Origin of the sequence: Rhizobium brockwellii (assembly GCF_000769405.2) — a bacterium.
GTDB classification, from domain to species: domain Bacteria; phylum Pseudomonadota; class Alphaproteobacteria; order Rhizobiales; family Rhizobiaceae; genus Rhizobium; species Rhizobium brockwellii.
Window position 1 is genome coordinate 271,164 of sequence record NZ_CP053440.1, and the last position, 25,083, is coordinate 296,246.

The following is a 25,083-nucleotide window of genomic DNA, read 5'->3' on the forward strand; positions in this document are numbered from 1 at the left end:
GACTGTTATGGCCCATGTTTCGGTCAACAATGCGCGCAAGGATTACGGCGCGTTCAAAGCCATCAAAGGCGTCTCGGTCGACATCGGTGACGGCGAGTTCGTCGTTCTGGTCGGCCCCTCGGGCTGCGGCAAATCCACGCTTTTGAGGATGATTGCCGGCCTTGAGGGCATCACCTCGGGGCAGATCCAGATCGGCAAGCATATCGTCAACGAGCTTGCGCCCAAGGACCGGGACATCGCCATGGTGTTCCAGAATTATGCGCTCTACCCGCATATGACCGTTGCGAAGAACATGGGCTTTTCGCTGCGGCTGAAACGAATGCCGCGGACGGAGATCGATCAGCGGGTCGGCAACGCCGCGAAGATCCTCGGACTCGAAAGTCTCCTGGAGAGATATCCGAAGCAACTGTCGGGCGGCCAGAGACAGCGCGTGGCGATGGGGCGGGCAATCGTGCGAGACCCGGCCGTCTTTCTTTTCGATGAGCCTCTGTCGAACCTCGATGCCAAGCTCAGGGTGCAAATGCGCTCGGAGATCAAGGAACTGCATCAACGGCTGCAGACAACCACCATCTATGTCACCCACGACCAGATCGAAGCCATGACCATGGCCGATAAGATTGTCGTCATGAAGGACGGCCTGATTGAGCAGTCGGGCTCTCCGCTGGAATTGTACGATCGGCCGAACAACCTTTTCGTCGCCGGCTTCATCGGCTCCCCGGCGATGAATTTCATCAGCGGCAATATGACGGAAGACGGGTTTCGAACCGCCGATGGCCTGCTCCTGCCGAGCGAGCGCCGTCCGCCTGAAGCCGTGACCTACGGCATTCGTCCCGAGCATCTCCGATTGGACCCGGCCGGCATCGATGTAACAACGGTGGTCGTCGAGCCCACGGGTTCGGAAACGCTGCTCATCGCCCGGCTGGGAACGCAGACGCTCACTTGCGTTTTCAGGGACCGGATCAGGGCAGCCCCCGGCGAGGTGCTGAGGATCGCGCCAATCCACGATGCGGTTCATCTGTTTGCCGGAGACGAGCAGCGGATCACATCAGGCGAAGCCCCGTTGAACTGACCCGGCCGATTGCCCCTCCCCTTCGGCCGGGCTTCGACCGGGGGCGCGTTTTCCGCGCCCCCGGCCTCGAATGGAAACGCTATAGAACACTGCTACGAGAAAGCCGTCAGCCAGCTCTAGCTGGCGGCGTTCCTTTTGCCGAGAAGGGCTGCGCGGATCTGTTCGCTTTTGCTCAACACCGGAGCGGGAACCGGCGCTGTCGGCTCTGGCACGTCGGCTTTGCCGGTGGTTTGCTTGAGGCTCAGGAAGCGTTTTTGCGCGACCAGCCGGTCTTCGGGCGACAGTGGTTCGACGGGTTCACCGTCAAGGTCATGGCGCATGGAATCGGGCTGGGCGCTGGCGAAGTAGTAGCGCCGGCCGTGGACATAGGCCGCGGTCGCCCGCCTGAGCGTTGTGACGCCGGCATCGGGCTTGAGGAGCGGGCGGAGTTCGTTGAAAAGGCCGACGGCAAACGGAAGGACCGGATCTCCCGCCTTGGCAGGAAGGACGCCAACCGGCCGGATCAACAACGTGTTGATCGCGTTTGCCTTCTCCACGTCGACCTCGGTTGCCGCAATCGGTCCGCGGCTGATCTTCCAGGGCTTGTCCATGCGTCCTCCATGTAACGTCCATAGCGACCGACTGTGATGGTATCTTGACGGACAGGGCGAGCAACGGAAGTCGCACATCGTCGGTTCCACTGCAAGCCTGTGGGATGCGACATCAGAGCCTATAGGAATTCAATTCAAAACGATTCTTCGCGAGGAATCGAATGCAGGAAACCAATCTCTGTTGGGATCAAATCCTTGATTTGGAAAAACGGACAATTTCACGGGGTTCGCGGCCATGCATCTCAACTAGGCGGGACAAGGCTGGCAGTGGCATGACGCTCAGGACTGAACGTGTCGTGGGGCACCCGCGATCTGCATCATGACACGCGCAATCGCGTCTTCGTCATGAAGTTCGCCGATCAATAGTTTAAACCAGCTAAACCCCACCCAAAGCGAGACCTTGTCATCGACCTCCTCGAGGCGTATTTCGCCGCGGGCCGCGCCACTGGTCAATATATGCCTCAGGTCGGCGGTACGGTCCGGAAGGAACTTGTCGCGCAGTGCTCCCAACGCTTCTTCGGTGCCTTGTGCCTCCGCGATTAATCCCTTCAACGCAGCTCCGGCCGGGTGGGAGGACCAGAAACGCCAGAGACTCGTCGTGTACTGCACCAGCTCTTCGACCAGGTTCCCGACGTCGGGCACCGTCACAAAAGTCGATCGTTCCATCGTGTAGATCGCGATAAAGAGATCTGCCTTCGTGGGGTACCATCTGTAGATTGTCGTCTTTCCCGCTCCAGCTCTTCGCGCGACTTCTTCGACGGAAAATCCCGCGTAGCCTTTCTCCGAGATGAGTTCCCTCGCGGCTGCCAGTACTGCGGCCTCCGCCTCCGGATTGCGACGCGATCCGATGGAGGTTCGTTTTCTCGCCGAGACAGCATTTGGGGTCGTGATCATCGTTCAGGCGTAGCCCAATTCGATGTCACCGATCAACAGGCAATGGGGCAGAACCCATGGCGGACGCCTCAGGAGCGCTTCGGAAATCTCCCAAAACTCCCACTCACCGACTGCCTTGAGTTGGACCGGCCCGAGGAATGAAACCCGGGACTCCAGTCTCGATGACGCCGTTGAAGCGAATGTTCGTCTTTATGCCATCTCGGATCTGCTGCATCGCGTCTTCCGGCAATTCGGAAAGGTCAAAATTCTCCTTGATCCGGCTGGGTGTGACCGAGGTGGTGAGGAAGGCAGTGCCACGCTGCGCTGCCCAGGCCAGCGCAACCTGCGCCGGCGTCTTGTTGACGCGATGAGCTATTGCCTTAATGACCGGATCTTCGAGCAGATTGGGCTCCATGCCATGCCCGAGAGCCGCAAAGGCCAGCAGGACGATCCCGTGCTCTCGGCAAAATTCAAGCAACTCCCATTCCGGCAGGTACGGATGCGACTCCACTTGCACCACGGCCGGCTTGATCCGCGCAACCGCGACAACGTCCTTCAACTTTTCCAGCGTAACATCCGACAGGCCGATGGACCTGCACCTGCCACTGTCCACAAGCGCCTCAAGCGCGCGCCAAGTGTCGATTAGACTCACTCCTGAATCGTAAATGACCTCGCCGTGTTCGTCCCTTGGATCATTCTCGTCGCCGGGTTGAAATGCGAAAGGGGTGTGGATGAGATAACAGTCGACATAATCGACCTGAAGACGTCGAAGGCTCGCCTGAAATGCAGCAAGCACCCGCTCCGGACGGTGATTGGTATTCCAGAGCTTGGTCGTGACAAATACATCTTCGCGCCGGACCGTGCCCGCGGCGAAGGCGTCGCGCATCGCCTCTCCGACTGCGTCTTCATTGCCATATCGTTCCGCGCAATCGAGATGCCGGAACCCAGCTTCAAGCGCTGCGGCAACGGCACGTTTGGTGGTGGCAGGATCGGGAATCAGCGTACCGAAACCCAATGCCGGAATCGAGGTCGCGCCGTCGGAGAGGGGAATTCTTTTGTAGCGGAGCATATGAGTGACTTCCATGTTAAGTCCCTAGATTTAGATTGGATGGCATATTTAAGAGCGAACGCTTCCTGGCGCCTAAATGCCGAGCGACGGCTGCACACGCGCCGCCTTCTTCATGAAGAAAGCAACCGACGGGTCGTCCACGACACTTCCCCCTGATGCACGGACAATCGCGATCCCAATACGGCGGCGCGGTGGGATCATTTATCGTGTCGTCAGCGGATGAGAGGGGGATGGTGCCATAAGCGAGACGACAACCAGCCCCGCAATCGCGGCCGCAAAGGTGATCCAAAAACCATCAATGTAGGCCTCGGCGTTCGCCTCCCTTTGCACCACGCTCGCCAGCACGCCGACACCCCGCGCCGCCGAACCCGAACCGAGTTGCGTCAATGTGGTATTCCACCCGGGCGTCGCGCCCGTAACATGCAAGCCGATAAGATAGGAGTGGAGTTGTTCCCGCTGCCGTATCCAGGTGTTCATCGTCGTCGTGACAGTTTCCGAGCAGATCAATCGCATGACCTGTACATATGCGGTGAGCGATATTGCCCTCGCTGGATTTACGTTGCTGAACAACGTCGCGACCGCGGCCAGAAATACGATTTCTTCACCGAACGTCTGAAGGATGACGATCAGTCGGAACTCCGGTAGCGACCATAAGCTGGTCAACTGCGTGCCAAGCCACGCCGATAGAGCGAAGCAGATGAAGCCGATCATCAACGCGGCTCGCTGCTTGAGAGTCTGGACAAGGGCGACTGCAGTGACAGTTGCGCCGGCCAGAAGGAGAATTGCATAAGGTGCGGCGAAGTCACCGATTTGTTCCGGTCGCAAATGTGCCACCGCGATCAGGAAGCTCGGCTCCAACAAGGAACTCCCGAGACTCGCTGTCATAAAGCAGCCAATAGCGGCGAAGCCCAGTGCGATGTTTCTTGCGAACAGGATCGAGATGTGTGCCCAGGGATACTGCACGCGAGCCTCGTGCCACAGGAAGATGCACGCGAGAAACGCTGTGGCGAGAAGGAGCGAGATGACGAGGCCGGACCGAAACCAGTCCAATCGATTGCCTTGGTCCAAAGCAAAGTAGAGCGTCGTCAGAGCCACGCCAAAGATAGCCATTCCGCCCCAGTCGGCTCGATTGAGGAGCATACGGTCGACCGGCGTCGGCTTGCCGCCGTACCAGAAGAGGATGCCAATCAGGGGCCCGACGAGTGCGCCCTGCCAGTACAGCCATTGCCATCCTATGGTCTGCGTATAGCTTCCGGCCGTATACAGGCCGAGATTTTGCGCGAATGGGATTCTCAAAACGTAAAATGCCAGTACGAAAATCCAGAATTTTCGGTCGATGTTCCGAAAAGCCGTCATGAGCGTCGCGCCGACGAACTGGCCGAGCAAAACCGCTCTTAAGGCGTGCAGTGCGGCCAGCATTTCGAAGTTGCTGGAGAATGGTATGAGAAAGGATATTGCGGAGTAGAAGATGGTCGGCGCGATCATTACTCTTTTAACCCCAAAGACCGCGATCAACCATCCGACGCTCGGAGCAGCCAGAATCTGTGGAGCGGTGGCGAAGGTGCCAAGCCACGCCCCCTCGTCAAAGGTCAAGCCAAAAGCGCCTCGCAGGTCCGGCAACCCAATGCTTACAGCACGTATGTCAAAGGCAGTTAATATGGACGCCATGAGCAAAGCGACCGCGACGAATCCCTGGCGTGGCAGGTCGTTCGGATGATTCATCCTAGGCATGATGGTCGGCCTTTGTGGAGATATGGGTTATAACCGACATGCCAGGGCGAAGGCGGTCAAAGTTCGGCTGGTTTGGGTCGAGTTCGATCCGAACCGTCAGGCGTTGAGCGACCTTCGTGAAGTTGCCGGTCGCGTTGTCGGATGGCAGCAGCGCGAATGTCGATCCGCTTGCGGGCGAAATTCTCGAAACCGTTCCATGCAGCTTTGCCCCAGGCAACAGATCGACCGATATGTCGACCGCTTGTCCTTCCCTGACCAGTCCCAATTGGTTTTCCTTATAGTTCGCAAGGATGTACACCTGAGGAAGCGGAACGATTGAGATCAGGCTTGTGCCGGCGCTGACATAGTTTCCACGCTGCGCGTTTCGTCTGGCGACCACGCCATCGACGGGTGCGCGCACATTTGCGTAGCCCAATTCGAGTTCACGCGCGGCAACATCCGCAGCAGCAGTGTCGACGTTGGCCTTAAGGACCTCACGCTGCTTCGACAGCACGTCAAGCTTGACTTGTTGGGCAACGACTGTGGCTCGCGCCGTCTTCGAACTCGCCAATGCACGCTCGTGCGCCGCAGTGGCCTTTTCGAGGGTCTGGATCGAGCTTGCCCTGCCGTCGATACCAAGACGTGTCTGTCGTTCCAGTTCCTTGCTCGCCTGGATCTCATCCGCTTTCGCGGCCTCCCGCTGTGCAAGTGCGACATCGATCTGGGTAAGCTGGAACGAGCGCTGGGTGTCGTTATCCCCAAGCTGCGCCTGAGCTGCATCCAGCTTTGCCTTCGAGGCGCGGAGCGCAACTTCGTACGGCCTGGGATCAATCGAGAACAGGAGGTCGCCAGCCTTTACATGGGAATAGTCATCGATCGACACCAAGTCGATGGTGCCGCTGACGCGAGCGCTGATGGAGGATATGTCCGCGTAAACTGCAGCGTCCTCGGTGGACTGCACCGCACGTCTTGCAACCCACCAATCCCAATTTGCCCCGGCCGCAACGACGGCTGCAACGGCTATGACGATTGCGGATACCGGGACAATGAGTGACGCCGCAGATGCCACGACTGGCGGCGCAGAGGAGTGTCCAGGCGCGACAACCTTTTCCTGAGGCGCGGCCACCAGGGCAGTGACATTGGTTCCAGATCTTTCGTCCATTTCCTTCTTCTTTCGCAACCACGACATCTTTTCATCCGTTCGCAGGACCCTCGGTCCGTTTTTTAACAACCCGGCTTTCTCCGCCGACAGCTGCCGAGCCATCCGGCCGCTAACGGTCCACAGGTGACTCGATCTGATAGTTGAGTGCCCCATCGCCATTCCGTTCGTTGGGACCGCGTATCACTCAGAGCGAGAAACCTGATTTCATATAAACGAGACGTATCGTTTTATCAAGTCCCGTGAACGGTCAACCCGTTTCGGGCCGGTGTTAAATGAGAAAATGCGATCGTGTCACTCGATCTGGCGCGGGGGGAAACCGGATTCATCCTCAATGAGTGCCCATTGGGACGCTAGCCTCGCGAGAGCGGAGCGGAAATTGTACTTAGGTGTCGTGCTGGAGTGCAGCCTCTTTCTATTCCGCAAAAAGGCCAGCCGCCGATGCATCTAATCGTTTTTATCGAGAAATATGCATTGACCCGCCGCATCGATTACACTTCTTATCCGCGCCCAAGATGGAGTGACCGGCCCAGGGAGGATATATGCGGGTTTTCTCGAGCATTGACGAGCTGCGCCATACGCTCGATGCGCTGAAGCGGCAGGGGCGGACCGTCGGCCTTGTTCCGACGATGGGCTATCTCCATGCCGGTCATATGGAGCTGGTCTCGCGCGCTCGCGCCGAGAACGACATCGTCGTCGTCTCGATTTTCGTCAATCCGCTGCAATTCGGCCCGGCGGAAGATCTCAGCAAATATCCACGCGATCTGGAACGCGACGCCGCCATGCTAAGGCAAGCCGGCGTCAATTTCCTTTTTTCACCTGGCGTCGAGGACATGTATCCCCGCCCGATGCTTGCTGTCGTCGACGTTCCGGATCTCGGGCGCGAACTCGAAGGAGCGGTGCGGCCGGGGCATTTTGCCGGCGTCGCCACTGTCGTCTGCAAGCTTTTCAATATCGTGCAGCCGCAGACCTCCTATTTCGGAGAGAAGGATTACCAGCAGGTCGTCATCATCAAGCGCATGGTGGACGATCTGGCCTTGCCGGTGCGCGTGATATCGGTGCCGACGGTCAGGGATAGCGACGGCCTCGCATTGTCGTCGCGCAACGTCTATCTCAGCGAGGCGGAGCGGCGTGCCGCGGTGATCGTCCCACAGACCCTTGACGAGGCCGAGCGCCTGGTCGCCGAGGGCTTGACCGATCCGGTGGAACTCGAGGCAAAGCTCACGGCATTTCTCAATCGCGAACCTCTGGCAAAGCCCGAGGTCGTCGCTGTCAGGGATGCCTCGACGCTGCAGCTGGTCACGTCGATCGCAGATCCTGTCGTCGTGGCGCTGTTCGTTCGGGTCGGCTCGACACGGCTTCTCGACAATAGGGTCGTCAGTGACAACCGAGTGATCGGGAACAACAGGGTTGTCGGCGGGCGGAGCTTGCCGGGAAAGGGAGTGACCCGATGAGCGCGGCCGGAATTCAGAAGCGCCTTACACCAGTGCGCATCTCAGCTATGAAAGGCGGCAAGCCGATTGTCTGCCTGACTGCTTATACGACACCTATGGCGCGGCTGCTCGATGAGCATTGCGACCTCCTGCTGGTCGGGGATTCGCTCGGCATGGTGCTCTACGGCATGGAGTCCACTATCGGCGTGACGCTCGACATGATGATCGCGCACGGCAAGGCGGTGATGCGCGGCGTCGGCAAGGCCTGCGTCGTCGTCGACATGCCGTTCGGCAGTTATCAGGAATCGAAGGAGATCGCCTTCCGCAACGCTGTGCGCATCCTGCAGGAAACTGGCTGCGATGCCGTCAAGCTGGAGGGCGGCGAGGAGATGGCCGAGACCATCGCCTTTCTGACCAAGCGGGGGATCCCGGTCATGGGGCATATCGGCCTGATGCCGCAGCAGGTTCAAACCGCAGGCGGGTATCGTTCCGTCGGCCATACCGAACACGAGACGTCGAAGATCCGCCGTGACGCCCATGCCATCGGCGGCTCGGGAGCCTTTGCCGTCGTCATCGAGGGCACGGTGGAGCCGCTCGCCCGGGAGGTGACGGCCGCCATGCACGTCCCGACCATCGGTATCGGCGCTTCTTCCGCCTGCGACGGTCAGGTTCTGGTTTCCGACGACATTCTGGGGCTCTTCAACGATTTCACCCCGCGTTTCGTCAAGCGCTACGACGAACTCGGCAAGAGGATTTCGGCCGCCGCCGCCGCTTACGCCGAAGAGGTCCGATCGCGACAGTTTCCGGCAGCGGAGCATACGTTCAAGCGGCGATCTTGAGGCGAGGCGATGTCAGGTCCATCACCGCGCGATATACTTTTCGCGCATGCTGTCGGCCGACCGGCGGACCGCCTCGGAAACCTGCACGAGCTGTTTGGCCATGGGCGTCGAATGGCGCCAGATCATCCCGATCGTTCGCGACGGCTGCGGAGACTGGAAGCGCGAGATCGAAACATGCGCCGAGCGCGTTTCGAGGGGAACAGCCATCTCCGGGATCAAGGTGATGCCTATCCCGGCGCTGACCATCTGAACCAGGGTGGAGAGAGAGCTGCCTTCCATGACTTCCCGGGGGCGGGCCGGCCCTATCTTGCAGAACGACAAGGCCTGATCGCGAAAGCAATGGCCTTCCTCAAGCAGCAGCAACCGCATTTCGCGCAGCGCCTCGCGTTCGGGCACCGGCTTGCCCTCGTCTTCGGGCCGCCGGACCAGCACGAATTCTTCCTTGAAGAGCTCGAGCTCGGTCAGCGAGGGCTCGGACACCGGCAAGGCAACGATTGCCGTGTCCAGCTGGCCTTGCGCCAACTCGTGAACCAGCTTTGACGTCTGCGTCTCGCGCACCTCGATCTGGATGCCGGCAAAGCTCCTGTTCAGATCGTTGATGATCGCTGGCAACAGATAGGGCGCAATCGTCGGGATGATGCCGATGCGCAGCCGCGTCAGGAAAGGATCGCGCGCGGCACGCGCCAGATCCGCCAGCTCGTCCACGCCACGCAGGATATCGCGGATCCTGAGTGCGACGCTTTGGCCGAAAGCGGTCAGCTTCACCTCACGCGCGTTGCGCTCAAAAAGCTCACCGCCCAACTCTTGCTCAAGTTCTTTGATCTGCATTGATAATGCCGGCTGGGAGATCGCACAGGCGTCGGCGGCACGTCGGAAGCGGCCATCTCTAGCCAGTGCTTCAAAATAACGTAGCTGTTTCAGGGTAAGATTCTTCATAAGTTCAGCTTATCGCAACGATCAGTAAATCCAACTTAAATTTATTACATGCATCCGATATGAAGACTGCAAGGGGAGAGTGGGGCGCCAGCTCGGCTCATCTTTTTTACGCGCAGACAGATCAAGCAATGAAGGAGACGATCATGGACAACCCCACTGACAGCGCAGGCAAATGTCCTGTGCCACACGGCAATACGCCTCGCAGCAGCCGATCCAACCGCGACTGGTGGCCGGACCAGTTGAACGTGCAGATTCTTCACCAGAATTCCGGCCGCGCCGACCCGCTCGGCCAAGCCTTCGACTATGCCGAGGAGTTCAAGAAGCTCGATCTCGACGGCCTGAAGAAGGATCTTCACGCGTTGATGACGGATTCGCAGGATTGGTGGCCGGCCGATTTCGGTCACTATGGCGGCCTGTTCATCCGCATGGCCTGGCACAGCGCCGGCACATACCGCATCACCGATGGCCGCGGCGGCGCCGGGGCTGGCCAGCAGCGTTTTGCGCCGCTCAACAGCTGGCCGGACAACGTGAACCTCGACAAGGCCCGCCGCCTGCTGTGGCCTATCAAGCAGAAATACGGCAACCGTATCTCCTGGGCTGACCTGTTGATCCTCACCGGCAACGTCGCGCTCGAATCCATGGGTTTCAAGACCTTCGGTTTCGCCGGCGGCCGCGCCGACGTCTGGGAGCCGGAAGAACTTTACTGGGGTCCTGAGGGAACCTGGCTGGGTGACGAACGCTACAGTGGCGAACGCGAACTGGCAGAGCCGCTTGGCGCGGTGCAGATGGGCCTTATCTATGTCAACCCGGAAGGTCCGAACGGCACCCCGGATCCGCTGGCATCCGCCCGCGACATCCGCGAAACCTTCGCCCGTATGGCGATGAACGACGAAGAAACCGTGGCGCTGATCGCCGGCGGGCATACCTTCGGCAAGACCCATGGCGCTGGCGATCCGTCGTTTGTCGGTGTCGACCCGGAAGGCGGCGAGCTCGAAGCTCAGGGCCTGGGCTGGACCAGCAAGTTCAACACCGGCGTCGGTCGCGATGCCATCGGCAGCGGCCTCGAAGTGACCTGGACCCAGACGCCGACCCAGTGGAGCAACTACTTTTTCGAAAACCTGTTCGCTTTCGAATGGGAGCTGACCAAGAGCCCGGGTGGCGCGCATCAGTGGCAGGCCAAGAACGCTGAAGCCTCCATTCCGGATGCCTACGACGCCTCGAAGAGGCACCTGCCGACCATGCTGACCAGCGACCTCGCGCTGCGTTTCGATCCGGTCTACGAGAAGATCTCGCGCCGCTTCCTCGAAAATCCCGACCAGTTCGCCGACGCTTTCGCCCGCGCCTGGTTCAAGCTGACCCACCGCGACATGGGACCGAAGGTGCGCTACCTCGGCCCGGAAGTTCCGGCCGAAGACCTGATCTGGCAGGATGTGATCCCGGCCGTCGACCACCCGCTTGTCGACGACAAGGACATTGCCGACCTGAAGGAAAAGGTTCTCGCCACCGGCCTCACGGTGCAGGAACTCGTCTCGACCGCCTGGGCGTCGGCCTCGACCTTCCGCGGCTCCGACAAGCGCGGCGGTGCCAACGGCGCGCGCATCCGCCTTGCCCCGCAGAAGGACTGGGACGCCAACCAGCCGACGCAGCTCGCCAAAGTCCTCGGCGTTCTCGAAGGCATCCAGAAGGAATTCAATGCTGCCCAGACCGGGGCCAAGAAGATCTCGCTCGCCGACTTGATCGTTCTCGCTGGTGCTGCCGGCGTCGAGAAGGCGGCAGCGGCCGGCGGCAACGCCGTCAGCGTGCCCTTCACGCCGGGCCGCACGGATGCTTCCGAAGCCCAGACCGACGCGCATTCCTTCGCAGCACTCGAGCCGCGCATCGACGGCTTCCGCAACTATGTGAACGGCAAGCGCCATCAGTTCATGAAGCCGGAAGAAGCACTCGTCGACCGTGCCCAGCTCTTGACGCTGACCGGCCCCGAGATGACCGTCCTCGTCGGCGGCCTGCGCGTGCTGAAGGCAGGCGACCCCGAGCAAGGCGTCTTCACTTCGCGTCCCGAGACGTTGACGAACGATTTCTTCGTCAACTTGCTCGACATGGGCACGCAGTGGGTTCCCCTTGCCGGCAAGGAAGGCGTCTATGAAGGCCGCGACCGCAAGACTGGCGCCGCCAAATGGACCGGCACCCGCGTCGACCTGATCTTCGGCTCGCACTCGCAGCTTCGCGCCTTTGCCGAAGTCTACGGCCAGGCCGATACCAAGGAGAAGTTCGTGAGAGACTTCGTCGCGGCCTGGACCAAGGTCATGAACGCCGATCGTTTCGATCTCGTCTGATCGACAGTATTTCGCCCGGGCGCAGTTTCGGCTGCGCCCGGGCATTTTTTTCATCGTCTTGCGCTTCCACCGCATCGCTTCTTCTCCCTCATTTCTGTGCTTGTTGTCACAGAGATCCAGTGCGCCTAAGCCCTTGGGCGCGGGAGACCTCCTTGCTTTGATAAGAGTCATTCAGCGCGCAGAAGCGCGGTGGCTGGATTCCTATGACAGGGATAGGAATGACGAGCGCGGGGTGGCGTCGCATGATCGCAGCACTTTAGCGAGGCAGAATGCCGAAAGGCGAAAGTGACAGCAGATCGGGATCGGTCGTCGCCGTTACTGTCGCTACCTGGGCATGGTTTATGCTGTAGCCGTAGGTGAGGACGCGCACGCCGTCGATCATGAAGAACTGCGACTGATCCAAGCCGGGCCGCAGGGTACCCATTACGGCGACGGTTTCGTACATTCTTGCCAGGTGCAAAGGCTTTTCCGGAACGACACGAACCAGTTGGTTGGGCGGAGGGGAAGGCATGTGGCTGCAGGCTCCGGCCCAAGGCACCAGCATGAATTCGTAGACAAGATCGCCTTCCTGGTCGATCGGCAGAACGAAGCCCGTCAATTCGATCGGATGCTCCTCGCCACGCCAGGCGAGCGTTTCGCCCTGTGGGCTGCTCACCGCCTTGCCCGACAGCGGCACTGTCGCTTTGGCCTGATCGGCCGGCCGTAAAGCACTCCAGAAGATAGGCTGCGCGGCAGCGGACGCGTCGGAAATTGGCCATGCGGAACCAAATGCCAGCGCCACGACCGTCAGGAGGAGAGGTTTGTGCTTCATCATTGCATCTCCGCGGGGCCGGCCGCTTTGACCACTTTGCCGCTGCCGCATGGATGCTACTCCCGATCCCACTTGGCCGTCAAAACTTCGGGCGCGGACTTACTCAGGGCTTTGCGGGGTAGAGGGGGCTCACACGGTATGGCCTCTCTTTCGTCATGTTCGAGCCCGTCCTGCTGCTGTTCGGCACGAAAGTGACCGCAGCCTCAAGCAATCGCTGCCATCGACCGGAGGTAATAGCTCGGGGGAACGACGACCGAGTGGTTGGCAGTCAGGAGACCCCGCGTGAGGTGAACACGGGATCTCCTTGTCGGACCGGCAGGCCGGTGAAGCCTTACGTCTCCGGCATCATCGAAGAGTGGTGCGAGGTGATCAGCCACTTCCCGTCCTTGAACTCATAGGTATAGGTGTAGCGGGCGGGAACCTTCGAACCGTCCTTCAGGGTGAAGGTGTAGGTGCCGACGTCGACGGCCCAGTTACATCCGATCTGGATGTCGCGGCTATCGATGTGGCCTTTGGGCTCATTCGCCAGGAAATGCTCGAAATAATCGATCCGCTCCGCCTGGGTCAGGCGAGGCTTGTCCGACAAGGTCGCGAGAAGCACGGAGTCCTCACTGTAGTTCTTGGCGACCTCCTGGGGGCTCAACGTCGCGAGTGAGGTATTCCAGCGGTCGAAGAGCTTGGCGATTTCCGCTTCGCTTGTCGGCGCACAGGTTGCGGTTGCGGTAGCCGCCGCAGCCGACTGGACCTGAACGAAACCGAGAACGAGGGCGACAGCAATGATGGTACGCATTTTGACTTTCCTATGTAGCGGTTCCGGCGGACATCGCATCGGTCGACCGCATGACCAACATCTAAGGTGCCCGATGCCGCTGCCCCATCTGCCGGGTGGCTCCGATCGGGTCTGCCGAACGGCATAGATGACATTCCTGCCGGAATGACTATCGTGCCCGCGTCATTCATCTCGGAGCAGCACCGTCAGGCATGAACCACGATACGGGCACGACGCATGCGCCGAACGTCACAGAATTGAGGGCCCTTTACCGGGCGGCGGAAGCGCGCGCGGCCCGGCTGCGCTTCATCATCGAGGCGCGAAACCTGCTTGACACCCAAGCCTTCGAAACGGCTGCCCAGGAGGTTCTATCGCGGCTCGCCGACTTCGCGGGAGCAGCCTTTGCCGAGCTCGTTTTTCCATCCTTGCAGGGAGATCTGCCGGTGCAGCTGATGGTCGGCAAGTCGACGAGCCCGGGAAGCGACAGCATCTTGTTTACCTCGCAGGACGGCTCCGGTTTCCACCTCACGTTGATCGGTCCATCGAGAGGCCGCGCCATCGACGCCGACGATCGGCAGACATTGGAGGTAGTGGCAGGTCAACTGGCCGACGCTTACAATCTTGATCGGCAGGCGGCGGAAAATCAGGCGCTTCTCGGTGATCTGGAACGGCAGCGCAGCGAGCTCGCAGCCCTCGTCGCGCAACTGATCCAGGCGCAGGAGCAGGAGCGGCAGCGAGTAGCGCTCGATCTTCACGACGGCTCGGCGCAGCTGGCAGCAGGTCTCAGCTATCGCCTGCAGAACCTAGCGGCCCGCATCGGCGAGGCGCATGTCCTGAAGCCCGAGATCGACCAGCTCGCCGCACTCGCGCGCCATTCCGTTGCGGATCTCAGGGGGGCGATCGCCGATCTTCGCCCGCCCGAGCTCGATGATCTCGGCGTCGCCGCGGCTCTGCGCACGCGTCTCGATGCAATCGACGATCTCGAGGTGATCGCCGATCTCGATGCCGCCGCCGATCGCTGGCCGGCATCGACGGGGATCATTTTCTATCGCGTCGCGCAGGAAGCGATCACCAATGTGATTAAGCACGCCGAGGCGAGCCGCTTGGTCGTGCGCCTCTTCGAGGACGGTAAGGGCGAAGCGCATCTCGAAGTGATCGATGATGGCAAAGGCATCGGCGAGTTGCGCCATGCCCAGATGCGGGGCGGGCAACTCGGCATCGTCGGCATGCGGGAACGGCTGGCGCTGCTCGGCGGCCGGATCGAGATCGAGGCCGGGTCTTCGGGCGGCACGCATGTCCGCGCCGCCGCCCCTCTTCAGCAGGAGACGACATCAGAATGACGGCATCGATCCTTGTCGCCGACGATCATGACATCGCCCGTGCCGGTCTTATCGCCATGATCGGCGGCGAAGACGATTTTCATATTGCCTGGGACGTGCGCGACGGCGTCGAAGCGGTGGAGGCCTGTACGCAGCACAAGCCGGATCTTGCTCTCCTCGACATCCGCATGCCGCGCATGGACGGCCTCGCCGCGACGAGGGAGATCCGGCGCGTGTCGCCGGGGACACGCGTCATGATCATCACCATGCATGACAGCCTCGACTACCTGGAAGCGGCGATCGAAGCAGGCGCTACGGGCTACCTGCTCAAGGATGCCAGCCGGGAAGACATTCTCCGCACGATCCGGCGCGTCCTTCAGGGTGACGCCTTCTTCGACGGTCCGCTCGTTGCCAGGCTGTTGCGCCGCGCGGCCACCAAGCCGCAAACCAACAGCAGCGCTCTGGAGACGCTGACCATCCGGGAGCGCGAAGTCCTGTCGAAGGTGGCCGAGGGCCTGACGAACAAGGAGATCGGCCGGGCCTTGAAAATCTCACCTGGTACCGTGAAGATCCATGTCGAGCGGATCATCGGCAAGCTCGGCGCTGGCGACCGGACGCAAGCCGCCGTCATGGCTGTGCGTGGCGGGTTCGTGTCAACATCCAGGGAAGAACAGCAATGACCGCGACGACGCGCCGGCAGGCGCTACGCTTCGCCGACCTTCCGCTGAGGGCAAAGGGTATCGTCATCATCACTGTGCCGCTGGCGCTGCTGCTTGCGGCTCTCGCTTCCGTCTTCGTGGCCGACCGGCAAAGCCGGATTGCCGAGGATCAGGTGCGGGTCACGCTCGAGATCCAGTCGGGTATTCAAGAGATCCATGCCTCGATCGCCGAAGCGGCCACCGCGATGCGGGGTTATCTCTTGACCGGAAGAGCCGATTTTCTTGATCCCTTCAACCGAGCCGAGGACAGATTGCCTGTCGTGCTCGACGAGGTCGGCCGGCGATTGCGGGATGAAGAGCAGAAGAGCCGCTTCGAACGCATCCGCAGCCTGGTCGTCGCGAAAGTCGATCGTCTCCAACTCCTGAAACAGGCCGACATCCTGCGCGCCGGCGGACGCGAGGACCTTGCGGCCAAGCTCATCGAGGGCAAGCAGGTCCTCGATGTGCTGAGACAGGAAATCGACGCGATGAGCCGGCGGGAGGCGGATCTGCTTCACGCGAGGACCGAGGCCGCGGACCGGGTTCGCACTCTGTCGCGAAGCCTGATGATCGCAGCCGGCTTTCTTGGTTTTGCCGGCGCGCTCGTCGCCGTCTTCCTGTTTTCGGCAAGCATCGTGCGCCGTGTGCATGCGCTGAAAGCTGAGGCGCATCGGCTGTCGCAAGGCGAGGTCGTGACGGTGGCGGATCCCTTCCGCGATGAACTCGGCAGTCTCGGACAGGCGCTCGAAGATGCGAGCGTCCTTCTGAAAAAACGCGAGGCGGACCTGACCGAGAGCGAGGAGCGCTTTCGGCAACTGGTCGAAGGCGTCAGCGACTACGGCATCTTCGGGCTCGATACGTCAGGACGGGTGATAAGCTGGAATGAAGGCGCCGAGCGGATCACCGGTTATGGCGCCGAGGAAATCGTCGGGCAGCATTTTTCCCGCTTCTATCCCACGGAAACCAGGGACACCTTTCCGGCAGAAGAGCTTGCCGAAGCAGCCCTTCGCGGACGCACCGAAGCGGAAGGCTGGCGCGTTCGCAAGGACGGGTCGAAATTCTGGTCGCACGTCGTCGTGACCGCACTCCATGACGAGACGGGCCGGTTGCGCGGCTTTTCCAAGATCACGCGCGATATTACCGAGCGCAAGCAAATCGAAGAGGCCCTGCTTGGCGCCCGTGAGGATGCGATCCGCGCGAGCAACGCCAAGAGCGAATTTCTGTCGCGCATGAGCCACGAACTGCGCACGCCGCTGAATTCCGTGCTCGGTTTCGCGCAGCTTCTGGAAATGGACGTCACCGATACCGAGTCCAGGGAGAGTGTCGCGCAGATATTGAGGGCCGGCCGGCATTTGCTCAGCCTCATCGACGAAGTTCTCGACATGGCGAGGATCGAGGCCGGGCACATGGATCTCGCTGTCGAAGCACAGCCCGTCGCCGAGGTGATCGATGAAGCCGTGTCGCTTGCAAGACCGCTCTGCGGTAAGCAGCAGATCACGATCGAGGTCGTCGGGCCGGTCGAGCCGGATCTTTCGGTGCTCGCCGACCGGCGGCGTCTGCTGCAGGTGTTCCTCAACCTCCTCTCCAATGCGGTGAAATACAATCGCCCCCAGGGAAGCGTAACCGTCAGCCACCGCGCGATGGATGGCGGCCGTATCCGCATCGAGGTCAGCGATACCGGTCCCGGCATTCCGGCCGAACGCGTCTCCCGGCTTTTCACCCCGTTCGATCGGTTGGGAGCGGAACGGATCAGCCGGGATGGAACCGGTCTCGGGCTCGCGCTGTCGAAACATCTGACAGACGCCATGGGCGGAACGCTCGGCTTCAGCAACCGGGAAGGCGGCGCCACTTTCCACGTCGATCTGCCGCGCGCGCCTGCAGCGGTAGAGGCAAGACCGGTTGCGATGGGAAGCCCGCCGTCAAAGCATCACCTTTGATTTGGCCGCGCCGCTTGATATCAGTTCGGCATCGCTTCAACGAAATATTGGGTCCATGACAGATTCCACCGATATCGTGCGCCGATCGACGATCCTGATCGTCGACGACGAGCCCGCCAATGTCTCGCTGCTGGAGCGTATCCTCAAGCGCGAAGGCTTTACGGCGCTGATCAGTACCACCGAGCCCCGCGAGGCCTTGCGGCTCTTTCGCGAACATCCTGTCGATCTCGTTCTCCTCGACCTGATGATGCCCGATCTCGATGGCTTCGCTCTTCTGGAGACCTTTGCGAGGCTCATTCCCGAAAACAGCTATCTGCCGATCCTGGTTCTAACCGCGGATGCGACATTGCCGACGCGCCGGCGGGCGCTTTCTCTCGGCGCGAAGGATTTTCTGACGAAGCCGTTCGATGCGATCGAGGCCATCCTGCGCATCTTCAACCTTCTCGAAACCCGTATTCTGACCCTGGAGCTTGCCAAACACGGGCTGGCAACGCCGAAATCGGAGCGTCCCCGGATTGATTGATGCGTATCGATTATGGCACCCGCCATCTTGGCGTTTGGGCGTTGGGCCATCGGCAAATGTTGACCGAGCAATGCGGCGGAAATCGGCAGCAACGAGAGAGACGGCTGAACCAGGCGCGCAACGCCGATAATGGGGCCAACTGGGAAGCCGGCCCCACCCAACTCAGAACATGGTGTTCTTGTTTGCCGCCTCTTTCGGAACGGCCTGGATCACGTCCCAGTGCTCGACGATCTTGCCGTCCTCGACGCGGAAAATATCGACGATCGCCTGGCCAAGATCGCCTGCGCCGTTGGTCGCGTGCACATGCAACCAGACCAGATCGCCATCGGCGGCGCTGCGGACGATCTCGGCCTTCGATTGGGCATTGTCCTTGAAGAAGCCGGTGAAGAAGGAAATCAAAGGCTTCTTTCCGTCGGGAACTTGAGGATTGTGCTGCCGGTAGTCGTCGGCGACGACGGCGGCAGCCTCGATATCGTGCTTGTTGAAGAACCGGTCGTAGAACTCCACCACCAGCTTCCGGTTGGCTTCCTCGACCTTCAAATCCCGCGAGGCCGTTTCAGCAAAAGCGCCGGCCGGCGCGGCGACGCCTGCCAAAATGACGAGTGCGAAAAGCGATTTCCCGAATGTCATGCATCAAGCTCCTTGGTATGGATTCGCGATCTAGTCTAGAAAGCAGACTATGAGAGTTGGTCTATGAAACCTCGACATGCCGAGCAAGAAGGCACGTTTTAGTGGCGAGGTCAGCCGACGATGACCGAGGATGGAGCATGCCCAAGGAAACGGACGAGCCGAAACAACAACCCGGGACGGGATGCCCGATCAGAGGCGTGCTCGATCGTATTGGCGATCAATGGAGTCTGCTCATCCTTGAGGCACTGGAAGACGGAAAGAAACGCTTCAACGAGCTGATGCGTGAGATCGGGGACATATCGAAACAGATGCTCTCCAAGACGTTGAGGCATCTGGAGCAGGACGGCTTCGTGCGGCGCACCGTCTATCCGCAGGTTCCGCCTCGCGTGGAATATGAGCTGACGGAACTGGGCCAATCCTTCCTTATTCCCATGAAAACCCTGATCGGATGGGCCGAGCAGAACCACCCGGCAATCATTAGCGTGCGGCAACGAAACGAAAACGCCTAGTGACCGCGTTCGTCAGGCGAGCAGAACCTTGCCGCCCGTTCGGAACGGAAGCGCGGACTGCAGGGCTTGCCGGACACTTTCCAAAGGCAACACCTCCCGGATCTCGGTCTCAATGACCTTCGAAGCGATCTGCGCCGCGACCTTGGAATAGGCATGCTGCACGTCGTCCATAGCTTGCGAATGAACCCATTCCCGGAGGTGAAAATAGGAAAAGGAAATATCGGTATGGGACGCCCAGAATGAATTCGGGATGCTCTGCCCCGAGAGCAGGCCGTAATGTACGAAGCGTCCGCCCGGCCGCAGCGCACCGGCGAGGGTCGCGGCGCGCGCACCTCCGACACAATCGAGCACCGCGTCGAGCCCATGCCGGCCGGCGAGCCCGGCAACCAGATCGCTTTCGCTTTCTTCCCTATCGATGATAACAGCCTCGACGCCGCCGCGCAGGCGCTCAAGTGATCCTTCGCTGCGAACGATCGCCACCGGCTCCACGCCCGCGGCATTGGCGAGGCCGATCAATATCGATCCGATCGAAGAGGCGGCGGCATTGATGGCGATACGCATGCCCGGCCTCAGCCCGATCTTGGCATGCAGCATCAACCAGGCCGTCATCGGATTGACGTAGCTCGTCGCAGCCTCGAAGTCGGTGAGCTCGCCAGGAACACGAAGGCACCAGCCGGGATCGGTATCCTTGAATTCCTGCCAGCCGCCGGCATTGCGAACCGGCAGCACGCGTGCCCCGGGGGAAAGCCCATGAACCTCTTCACCGCACTGTTCGACCACTCCGAACGCTTCGAAGCCGGGAATGAAGGGCAATGTCGTGCGTCCGCTATAGGCTCCTGATATGGTGATGATATCGGACGGATTGATCGCCCGCGCCAGCAGACGCACCCTCACCTGGTCGCGCCGCAGCGGCGGCAGCGCAGCCTGCTCGAGTTCGACGACATCCTGAGCCGGGCCGAATTTTCGCACGACCGCCTGATATTGCATTGCATCCCCCACACACTGCGGTTAGACCACCGCATCGAATTTTCGGTGATCGAATGAGCGTTGACGACAAGCCTTTAGCATCGTTCCGAGTCTCGATGCGAGACATCGACATCTATGGTCATGTCCACAACTCCCGTTATCTCGATTATTGCGAGGATGCGGTCGTCGAGTTCCTGCGGCAACGGCAAATTCTCAGCCATTTCCGTCACACCTCCTCCGGCGTCGCCTATCACGTGAAGAAGGCGGAGATCACCTTTCACAGCCCGATCGACCTTGACGATGTCGTCGAGGCAAAGGTGGACGTGGAGAAAATAGGGCGCACGAGCCTGTCCTTTGCCATAGAACTCTTTCGCCAGCGCGATGGCGCTCATTGCGCATCTGCGCATTTCGTCTGGGTCTGCGTCGGCCTCTCCGACAGCCGCCCGACGCCGATTCCCGAAGCGACGAGAGCCGCTCTGTCTCCCGGCTGATTGCCGATCGTTCAAACCAACGGGTGTCCATGCCGTTCCATGCGCAGCTTCTTCGACATGCAACGGAGACACCGAACAAGCCGGCGCTGGTGATCGATGGGCACTCGCTCAGCTATGGCGAGCTCTATATGCGCGCCAAGGCAATTTATCGGTTTCTCCAAGATCTCCCTCGCTCGAACCGCCGCACGTTCGATCTGCCCGGTGTGGAGACGCTTGCCGCTCTCAGCCTTGGCAACCATATCGGCTTTGCCGAGTATTTTGCGGCGGCCACCGCTTTCCCGAATGCCTGCGCGGTCATCGACCCGATGATGCCGGCGGAAAGGATCGAACGCATCATCGATCGCCTGGCGCCTGACGTTCTGATCGTCGACGACGATGCCGGGCCGAGCGCTGAAATTGCCCGAAGGCTAGGAATTCCCGTCGTCGCTGCAGGAGCGGAGGCTTTCGACCTTGCCGCAGCGGGAAAGGAAGCCGACCTGCCGCTCGATGCCGACAAGATCTTTCTGATCGGCTTCACGTCGGGGACCACCGCCGAGCCGAAAGCCTATTATCGCTCGCGCGAACAATGGCGCCGCAGCCTCGATCGCGGACGCGTCGTTTTTGAACTCGAAGACGCGCCGTCGACAATGTGCCCGGGAGCCCTCGCGCATGGCCTGGCGCTTTATGCATTGGTCGAAGCTCTTGATGCTGGGGCAACCTTCCATTCAGTCCGGAAATGGGATCCCGTCGCGGCCGCACGCACGCTTTCCTCCTGGCACGTCGAGCGGCTGGTCGCCGTGCCCACCCATATAGCCGGAATTGCAAGGGCGTGGGCGGGCGAACCCGCTTTGACCCCCTTGCGCGACGTCCTGACCGCCGGCGCAAAGCTTGACAGGAACGGGGTCGAATCCACGCGTCGCCTGTTTCCGATGGCCCGTATCCGGGAATATTACGGCGCATCCGAACTGGGCTTCATGACGGTCTCGACCCTTGTCGGCGGCGAGATCGATTTTCCGATCGACCGGGTGGGGCAAGCCTATCCCGGCGTGGAAATCTCCATTCGCGATCCGGATGAAGACGACGTCGGGACCGATGTGCCGGGAACCATATTCGTCAGCAGCGACCTGATCGCGGATGGATATCTCTGGGGCGACGACGGTCAGGCGTTCCGGGTCACAGAAGCCGGAGCGACGGTCGGAGATCTCGGCGAACTCGATGCCGATGGCATGCTGCGGGTGATCGGCAGGGCGGGCGGCATGATGATCACGGGTGGCAACAACGTTTATCCCGCCGAAGTCGAGAGCGCGCTGAAAGCCTGCCCCGGCGTTGAGGATGCCGTTGTCTTCGGGCTGCCGGACGCCTATTTCGGCCAGCGGATCGTCGCCGTCGTCTCGGGAGAGACGATGGACCCGAAAATACTGGCCGATCATTGCGCGCAGATGCTCGGGAAGTACAAGATCCCCAAGCAATTCTACCATATAAGGTCCTGGCCGATGACGAGCAGCGGCAAGATTTCAAGGGGGCAAGTGGAGCAGGCCGTGGTTTCTGGAGACGATCTTGTCCTACGCTTATCAGCCTGACGAGGATTGGCAGCCAGTCGTGGTCGCCGCCTACCGGTCGCCGATCGGCCGGGCTTTCGGGTCGCTTGCGACTGTCGCGGCGGAAGATCTGCTTGCGCCAATCATTCATAGGATCCTTTCGGAAACGGGAATTGCACCCGACACGATAGACGACGTGCTGGTGGGCAACGCCGCCGGCGGCGGCGGAAACATCGCGCGGCTGGCGGCGCTGACCGCAGGTCTGCCCATGGCGGTTCCGGGCGTGACCATCGATCGGCAATGCGGCTCGGGCCTGGAAGCGATCATCATGGCGGCGCGCCTGATCCAGGCGAAAGCCGGTTCGTGCTTTCTGGCCGGCGGCGTGGAGAGCGTCAGCACCGCACCATGGCGCGTCGAAAGACCAAAGGCGAATGGGATGCCGCCGCGATTTTACGGGCGCGCCCGGTTTTCGCCTGAAACGATCGGCGACCCGGAAATGGGGATTGCCGCCGAAAACGTCGCGCGCCAGTTCGGCATATCGCGCCAGAGACAGGATGAATTCGCCCTGCACAGCCACCGGCTCGCCGTGCAGGCTACCGAGGCGGGCATCTTTCGACCCGAGACTGTCGAAATTTCCACCAGCCATGGTCTGGTCGAACGGGACGAGTGCCCACGTGCGGCTACATCCCTTGAGGCGCTCGCAAACCTCCGGCCGGTCTTCCTGGCCGATGGTTCGGTGACAGCGGGCAATGCCTGCCCGCTGAACGACGGCGCCTGCCTGGTGCTTGTCATGAGTCGAGGGATGGCAAGGAGCATGGGTATCGAAAAGGGCCTTGCCTTCATCGACAGCGCTGCTGCCGGTGTGGATCCCAATCTGCTCGGCATCGGGCCGGTCGCTTCGACCAGAAAGCTGCTGCAGCGTCAGCCCGAGCTCTCGCTCTTGGACATCAATGCCATCGAGTTCAACGAGGCTTTTGCGGCCCAGGTTCTGGCATCGCTGGATCAGCTCGATATTCCTGTCGACGCGATCAACAGGAACGGCGGAGCAATTGCCTTGGGCCATCCGTTCGGCGCCTCCGGCGCAATCCTCGTTACCCGACTATACAGCCAGCTGATCCGCGACACCGGGGGAAGTTGGGCGCCCGGCGCGACCGCCCTGGCCATGATCGGTATCGGCGGAGGCATCGGGCTGACTGCCATGTTCGAGGCTACCCAGCTTTCCTGATCCGCCGAAGGCGCAGACAGTCAAGCGGCGGCGCGTTTGTGATCTGCCGGATGTTGAAGCCGAAATCCGATCGCCAGCCTGTTCCAGGCGTTGATCATCGCAACACCAATCGAAAGGGCCACGAGTTCGTCATCCGAGAAGTTGGCGTGCGCCTCTTCATAAACATCATCCGGCGCATGGCTTTTCGCGATCTGAGTGAGAGCCTCGGCCCAGGCGAGTGCGGCCCGCTCCCGAGTGGTGAAGAGCTGCGACTCCCGCCATGCGTTCAGAAGCAGCAGCCGGTCATCCGTTTCGCCGAGCTTCAGCGCGTCCTGGCGGTGCATGTGCAGGCAGTGAGCGCATCCATTCATCTGGGAAACACGCACTTTGACGAGTTCGAGCAACTTCGGATCGAAGCTTTTGGCAATCCAACCTTCAACGGCCACGAGGCCGTCGATGCCGCTGTTCTTATGAGCCATGAAATTCAGACGCTTGATCATTCTTATCTCCATCGTGAGAGGATTGATGACGCAAGCCTCGGCTTGCAGGCCAGTGAATACGCCTCGCCTTCCGGGTCGGCTATCTGCCCCGACGGTACATCAGGCCGATGCCTGTCGATGTGACGTTCCGCCATTTCGGCCGGCTGCCTCGACCGCAGAGCCAGCTGACCTACGACGTTCGCATAGGCTGACAGCGACCGAGGAAGAATAGTTTGGGGCCGCGATCCGGCGCATCCTCCTGCCCATCGGTTACACCGTTCGCACCGGCGACGGTCCCGATGAAGTCGCTTCGCTCATCGAGGACGCGGTTTCGGCACGTCGAGCAGTTGGCTGCTCGCTTTCAAGTCAACAACGGCAAGTCACCAGAGGACATCCTCGTAAAGGACAAGGAGACTACCCATGAAAATCGTCGTTATCGGCGGCACTGGCCTCATCGGCTCAAAGACCGTGGAAAGATTGCGCAAAAAGGGGCACGAGGTATTGGCGGCTTCGCCGAACTCGGGTGTGGACACGATCACTGGCAAAGGCCTGGCGGAAGCGCTCGCCGGGGCACAGGTGGTTCTCGATCTCGCAAACTCGCCCTCGTTCGAGGACAAGGCCGTCCTGGAATTCTTCCAGACGTCGGGCCGCAATCTGCTCAAGGCAGGGGCTGCCGCCGGCGTCAAGCATCACATCGCTCTGTCGATCGTCGGTATGGAGCGGCTGCAGGGCAGCGGCTACATGCGCGCCAAGATGGCCCAGCAAGAGCTGATCAAGAGCTCCGGCATACCCTACACCATCGTGCACTCCACCCAGTTCCATGAATTCATGGCTGGCATCGCCCAGTCGGGTACCGTCGGCCAGACCGTGCATCTGTCGCCGGCCTACGTGCAGCCGATCGCCTCGGACGACGTCGCCGACGTCATGGCCGAGGTGGCGCTCGGCAAGCCGGTGAACGGCACGATCGAGATCGGCGGGCCGGAGAAAGTCCGCCTCACCGAAATCGTGATGCGTCTCTTCAAGGCGACGAACGATCCGCGGCAAGTGGTGGCGGATCCGCACGCCCGCTACTTCGGCGTGGAGCTCGAGGATAATTCGCTCGTGACCGGCGCCAAGGCGCGGCTCGGCCAGATCCGCTTCGACGATTGGCTGAGCCGGCAGCCGCCCCAGAAAAAGAGCGCCTGATACCAGGCGCCCGACCCATTCCCATCAACGCAGG

24 protein-coding genes are annotated in these 25,083 nt (G+C 60.9%); 13 read left to right on the forward strand and 11 right to left on the reverse strand.

Annotated features, from left to right (window positions below):
* Positions 1-7 precede the first annotated feature (7 nt).
* Entirely contained in the window at positions 8-1,069 is a 1,062-nt protein-coding gene (locus tag RLCC275e_RS24830; protein WP_033183064.1) for an ABC transporter ATP-binding protein, read from the forward strand.
* A 116-nt stretch (positions 1,070-1,185) separates the two neighbouring features.
* On the opposite strand, the gene RLCC275e_RS24835 is transcribed toward RLCC275e_RS24830, so the two are convergent.
* The 5 genes from RLCC275e_RS24835 to RLCC275e_RS24855 all read right to left on the reverse strand — a co-directional run bounded on the left by RLCC275e_RS24835 (position 1,186) and on the right by RLCC275e_RS24855 (position 6,575).
* Positions 1,186-1,659: a ProQ/FINO family protein gene (locus RLCC275e_RS24835; RefSeq protein WP_033183063.1), complete on the reverse strand. Its 474-nt coding sequence runs from the start codon at positions 1,657-1,659 to the stop codon at positions 1,186-1,188.
* 279 nt (positions 1,660-1,938) lie between these two features.
* Positions 1,939-2,553 (reverse strand): TetR/AcrR family transcriptional regulator, encoded by a 615-nt coding sequence (locus tag RLCC275e_RS24840; protein ID WP_033183062.1) that lies wholly within the window; start codon positions 2,551-2,553, stop codon positions 1,939-1,941.
* 103 nt (positions 2,554-2,656) lie between these two features.
* A complete protein-coding gene (locus RLCC275e_RS24845) occupies positions 2,657-3,616 on the reverse strand; it encodes an aldo/keto reductase (protein WP_033183061.1) in 960 nt (319 codons plus the stop codon).
* Positions 3,617-3,802: 186 nt separating this feature from the next.
* Positions 3,803-5,332, reverse strand: coding sequence for an MFS transporter (locus RLCC275e_RS24850; protein WP_033183060.1), 1,530 nt, complete (start codon positions 5,330-5,332; stop codon positions 3,803-3,805).
* Complete coding sequence (locus tag RLCC275e_RS24855; RefSeq protein WP_245494088.1) at positions 5,325-6,575, reverse strand: HlyD family secretion protein; 1,251 nt, start codon at positions 6,573-6,575, stop codon at positions 5,325-5,327. Before RLCC275e_RS24855 ends, RLCC275e_RS24850 begins: the two co-directional genes overlap by 8 nt.
* A 437-nt stretch (positions 6,576-7,012) precedes the next feature.
* Between RLCC275e_RS24855 and panC the strand changes: the two genes are divergently transcribed.
* Together panC and panB are read left to right on the forward strand one after the other, a co-directional pair.
* A complete protein-coding gene (gene panC, locus RLCC275e_RS24860) occupies positions 7,013-7,924 on the forward strand; it encodes a pantoate--beta-alanine ligase (RefSeq protein WP_033183058.1) in 912 nt (303 codons plus the stop codon).
* Entirely contained in the window at positions 7,921-8,742 is an 822-nt protein-coding gene (gene panB, locus RLCC275e_RS24865; protein ID WP_033183057.1) for a 3-methyl-2-oxobutanoate hydroxymethyltransferase, read from the forward strand. The genes panC and panB overlap by 4 nt, the downstream gene beginning before the upstream one ends.
* A 21-nt stretch (positions 8,743-8,763) precedes the next feature.
* On the opposite strand, the gene RLCC275e_RS24870 is transcribed toward panB, so the two are convergent.
* Positions 8,764-9,678, reverse strand: a complete 915-nt coding sequence (locus RLCC275e_RS24870) for a hydrogen peroxide-inducible genes activator (protein WP_033183056.1) — start codon at positions 9,676-9,678, stop codon at positions 8,764-8,766.
* 143 nt (positions 9,679-9,821) lie between these two features.
* Here RLCC275e_RS24870 and katG point away from each other — a divergent pair, with 143 nt between their 5' ends.
* Entirely contained in the window at positions 9,822-12,011 is a 2,190-nt protein-coding gene (gene katG / locus RLCC275e_RS24875; protein ID WP_033183482.1) for a catalase/peroxidase HPI, read from the forward strand.
* 256 nt (positions 12,012-12,267) lie between these two features.
* On the opposite strand, the gene RLCC275e_RS24880 is transcribed toward katG, so the two are convergent.
* Positions 12,268-12,825 (reverse strand): DUF3299 domain-containing protein, encoded by a 558-nt coding sequence (locus tag RLCC275e_RS24880; protein WP_033183055.1) that lies wholly within the window; start codon positions 12,823-12,825, stop codon positions 12,268-12,270.
* A gap of 328 nt (positions 12,826-13,153) precedes the next feature.
* Positions 13,154-13,612 carry an SgcJ/EcaC family oxidoreductase gene (locus RLCC275e_RS24885; protein WP_033183054.1) on the reverse strand — a complete coding sequence of 153 codons (459 nt, stop codon included), beginning with the start codon at positions 13,610-13,612 and terminating at the stop codon, positions 13,154-13,156.
* Between the two features lie 191 nt (positions 13,613-13,803).
* Here RLCC275e_RS24885 and RLCC275e_RS24890 point away from each other — a divergent pair, with 191 nt between their 5' ends.
* The 4 genes from RLCC275e_RS24890 to RLCC275e_RS24905 are packed head-to-tail and all read left to right on the forward strand — an operon-like array spanning position 13,804 to position 18,068.
* Positions 13,804-14,931 carry a sensor histidine kinase gene (locus tag RLCC275e_RS24890; protein WP_033183053.1) on the forward strand — a complete coding sequence of 376 codons (1,128 nt, stop codon included), beginning with the start codon at positions 13,804-13,806 and terminating at the stop codon, positions 14,929-14,931.
* A complete protein-coding gene (locus RLCC275e_RS24895) occupies positions 14,928-15,590 on the forward strand; it encodes a response regulator (protein ID WP_033183052.1) in 663 nt (220 codons plus the stop codon). Before RLCC275e_RS24890 ends, RLCC275e_RS24895 begins: the two co-directional genes overlap by 4 nt.
* Positions 15,587-17,545 carry a sensor histidine kinase gene (locus RLCC275e_RS24900; protein ID WP_033183051.1) on the forward strand — a complete coding sequence of 653 codons (1,959 nt, stop codon included), beginning with the start codon at positions 15,587-15,589 and terminating at the stop codon, positions 17,543-17,545. Before RLCC275e_RS24895 ends, RLCC275e_RS24900 begins: the two co-directional genes overlap by 4 nt.
* 55 nt (positions 17,546-17,600) lie before the next feature.
* Positions 17,601-18,068: a response regulator gene (locus RLCC275e_RS24905; RefSeq protein WP_017957324.1), complete on the forward strand. Its 468-nt coding sequence runs from the start codon at positions 17,601-17,603 to the stop codon at positions 18,066-18,068.
* 162 nt (positions 18,069-18,230) lie between these two features.
* Here RLCC275e_RS24905 and RLCC275e_RS24910 read toward each other — a convergent pair whose 3' ends face one another.
* Positions 18,231-18,698: a nuclear transport factor 2 family protein gene (locus RLCC275e_RS24910; protein WP_033183050.1), complete on the reverse strand. Its 468-nt coding sequence runs from the start codon at positions 18,696-18,698 to the stop codon at positions 18,231-18,233.
* 137 nt (positions 18,699-18,835) lie between these two features.
* Between RLCC275e_RS24910 and RLCC275e_RS24915 the strand changes: the two genes are divergently transcribed.
* Positions 18,836-19,207 (forward strand): winged helix-turn-helix transcriptional regulator, encoded by a 372-nt coding sequence (locus RLCC275e_RS24915; protein ID WP_033183049.1) that lies wholly within the window; start codon positions 18,836-18,838, stop codon positions 19,205-19,207.
* Positions 19,208-19,219: 12 nt separating this feature from the next.
* On the opposite strand, the gene RLCC275e_RS24920 is transcribed toward RLCC275e_RS24915, so the two are convergent.
* Complete coding sequence (locus RLCC275e_RS24920) at positions 19,220-20,194, reverse strand: zinc-dependent alcohol dehydrogenase family protein (protein ID WP_033183048.1); 975 nt, start codon at positions 20,192-20,194, stop codon at positions 19,220-19,222.
* Positions 20,195-20,247: 53 nt separating this feature from the next.
* Between RLCC275e_RS24920 and RLCC275e_RS24925 the strand changes: the two genes are divergently transcribed.
* Genes RLCC275e_RS24925 through RLCC275e_RS24935 form a run of 3 tightly spaced genes read left to right on the forward strand, consistent with a single transcriptional unit; the run spans position 20,248 to position 23,406 of the window.
* The gene (locus RLCC275e_RS24925; RefSeq protein WP_033183047.1) at positions 20,248-20,664 is read left to right on the forward strand and encodes an acyl-CoA thioesterase; all 417 of its coding nucleotides are present in this window, start codon (positions 20,248-20,250) and stop codon (positions 20,662-20,664) included.
* 29 nt (positions 20,665-20,693) lie between these two features.
* Positions 20,694-22,223 carry an AMP-binding protein gene (locus tag RLCC275e_RS24930; RefSeq protein ID WP_033183046.1) on the forward strand — a complete coding sequence of 510 codons (1,530 nt, stop codon included), beginning with the start codon at positions 20,694-20,696 and terminating at the stop codon, positions 22,221-22,223.
* Positions 22,201-23,406 (forward strand): thiolase family protein, encoded by a 1,206-nt coding sequence (locus tag RLCC275e_RS24935; RefSeq protein ID WP_033183045.1) that lies wholly within the window; start codon positions 22,201-22,203, stop codon positions 23,404-23,406. The genes RLCC275e_RS24930 and RLCC275e_RS24935 overlap by 23 nt, the downstream gene beginning before the upstream one ends.
* Before the next feature lie 20 nt (positions 23,407-23,426).
* Here the strand turns inward: RLCC275e_RS24935 and RLCC275e_RS24940 are convergent, their stop codons facing one another.
* Complete coding sequence (locus RLCC275e_RS24940) at positions 23,427-23,885, reverse strand: carboxymuconolactone decarboxylase family protein (protein ID WP_033183044.1); 459 nt, start codon at positions 23,883-23,885, stop codon at positions 23,427-23,429.
* A 399-nt stretch (positions 23,886-24,284) separates the two neighbouring features.
* Between RLCC275e_RS24940 and RLCC275e_RS24945 the strand changes: the two genes are divergently transcribed.
* On the forward strand, positions 24,285-25,049 hold the full coding sequence (locus RLCC275e_RS24945) for an SDR family oxidoreductase (RefSeq protein ID WP_033183043.1): 765 nt from the start codon (positions 24,285-24,287) through the stop codon (positions 25,047-25,049).
* Positions 25,050-25,083: the final 34 nt, after the last annotated feature.

Bases quoted from the DNA above. Each gene is read 5' to 3' on its own strand.
- RLCC275e_RS24925 (WP_033183047.1), top strand. From the start codon at position 20,248: ATGAGCGTTGACGACAAGCCTTTAGCATCGTTCCGAGTCTCGATGCGA.
- katG (WP_033183482.1), top strand. From the start codon at position 9,822: ATGGACAACCCCACTGACAGCGCAGGCAAATGTCCTGTGCCACACGGC.
- RLCC275e_RS24885 (WP_033183054.1), bottom strand. From the start codon at position 13,612: ATGCGTACCATCATTGCTGTCGCCCTCGTTCTCGGTTTCGTTCAGGTC.
- RLCC275e_RS24905 (WP_017957324.1), top strand. From the start codon at position 17,601: ATGACAGATTCCACCGATATCGTGCGCCGATCGACGATCCTGATCGTC.
- RLCC275e_RS24835 (WP_033183063.1), bottom strand. From the start codon at position 1,659: ATGGACAAGCCCTGGAAGATCAGCCGCGGACCGATTGCGGCAACCGAG.
- RLCC275e_RS24855 (WP_245494088.1), bottom strand. From the start codon at position 6,575: ATGGCTCGGCAGCTGTCGGCGGAGAAAGCCGGGTTGTTAAAAAACGGA.
- RLCC275e_RS24870 (WP_033183056.1), bottom strand. From the start codon at position 9,678: ATGAAGAATCTTACCCTGAAACAGCTACGTTATTTTGAAGCACTGGCT.
- RLCC275e_RS24915 (WP_033183049.1), top strand. From the start codon at position 18,836: ATGCCCAAGGAAACGGACGAGCCGAAACAACAACCCGGGACGGGATGC.
- RLCC275e_RS24840 (WP_033183062.1), bottom strand. From the start codon at position 2,553: ATGATCACGACCCCAAATGCTGTCTCGGCGAGAAAACGAACCTCCATC.
- RLCC275e_RS24900 (WP_033183051.1), top strand. From the start codon at position 15,587: ATGACCGCGACGACGCGCCGGCAGGCGCTACGCTTCGCCGACCTTCCG.
- RLCC275e_RS24940 (WP_033183044.1), bottom strand. From the start codon at position 23,885: ATGATCAAGCGTCTGAATTTCATGGCTCATAAGAACAGCGGCATCGAC.
- RLCC275e_RS24895 (WP_033183052.1), top strand. From the start codon at position 14,928: ATGACGGCATCGATCCTTGTCGCCGACGATCATGACATCGCCCGTGCC.
- RLCC275e_RS24850 (WP_033183060.1), bottom strand. From the start codon at position 5,332: ATGCCTAGGATGAATCATCCGAACGACCTGCCACGCCAGGGATTCGTC.
- RLCC275e_RS24830 (WP_033183064.1), top strand. From the start codon at position 8: ATGGCCCATGTTTCGGTCAACAATGCGCGCAAGGATTACGGCGCGTTC.
- RLCC275e_RS24890 (WP_033183053.1), top strand. From the start codon at position 13,804: ATGAACCACGATACGGGCACGACGCATGCGCCGAACGTCACAGAATTG.
- panB (WP_033183057.1), top strand. From the start codon at position 7,921: ATGAGCGCGGCCGGAATTCAGAAGCGCCTTACACCAGTGCGCATCTCA.
- RLCC275e_RS24910 (WP_033183050.1), bottom strand. From the start codon at position 18,698: ATGACATTCGGGAAATCGCTTTTCGCACTCGTCATTTTGGCAGGCGTC.
- RLCC275e_RS24880 (WP_033183055.1), bottom strand. From the start codon at position 12,825: ATGATGAAGCACAAACCTCTCCTCCTGACGGTCGTGGCGCTGGCATTT.
- RLCC275e_RS24945 (WP_033183043.1), top strand. From the start codon at position 24,285: ATGAAAATCGTCGTTATCGGCGGCACTGGCCTCATCGGCTCAAAGACC.
- RLCC275e_RS24930 (WP_033183046.1), top strand. From the start codon at position 20,694: ATGCCGTTCCATGCGCAGCTTCTTCGACATGCAACGGAGACACCGAAC.
- panC (WP_033183058.1), top strand. From the start codon at position 7,013: ATGCGGGTTTTCTCGAGCATTGACGAGCTGCGCCATACGCTCGATGCG.
- RLCC275e_RS24845 (WP_033183061.1), bottom strand. From the start codon at position 3,616: ATGGAAGTCACTCATATGCTCCGCTACAAAAGAATTCCCCTCTCCGAC.
- RLCC275e_RS24920 (WP_033183048.1), bottom strand. From the start codon at position 20,194: ATGCAATATCAGGCGGTCGTGCGAAAATTCGGCCCGGCTCAGGATGTC.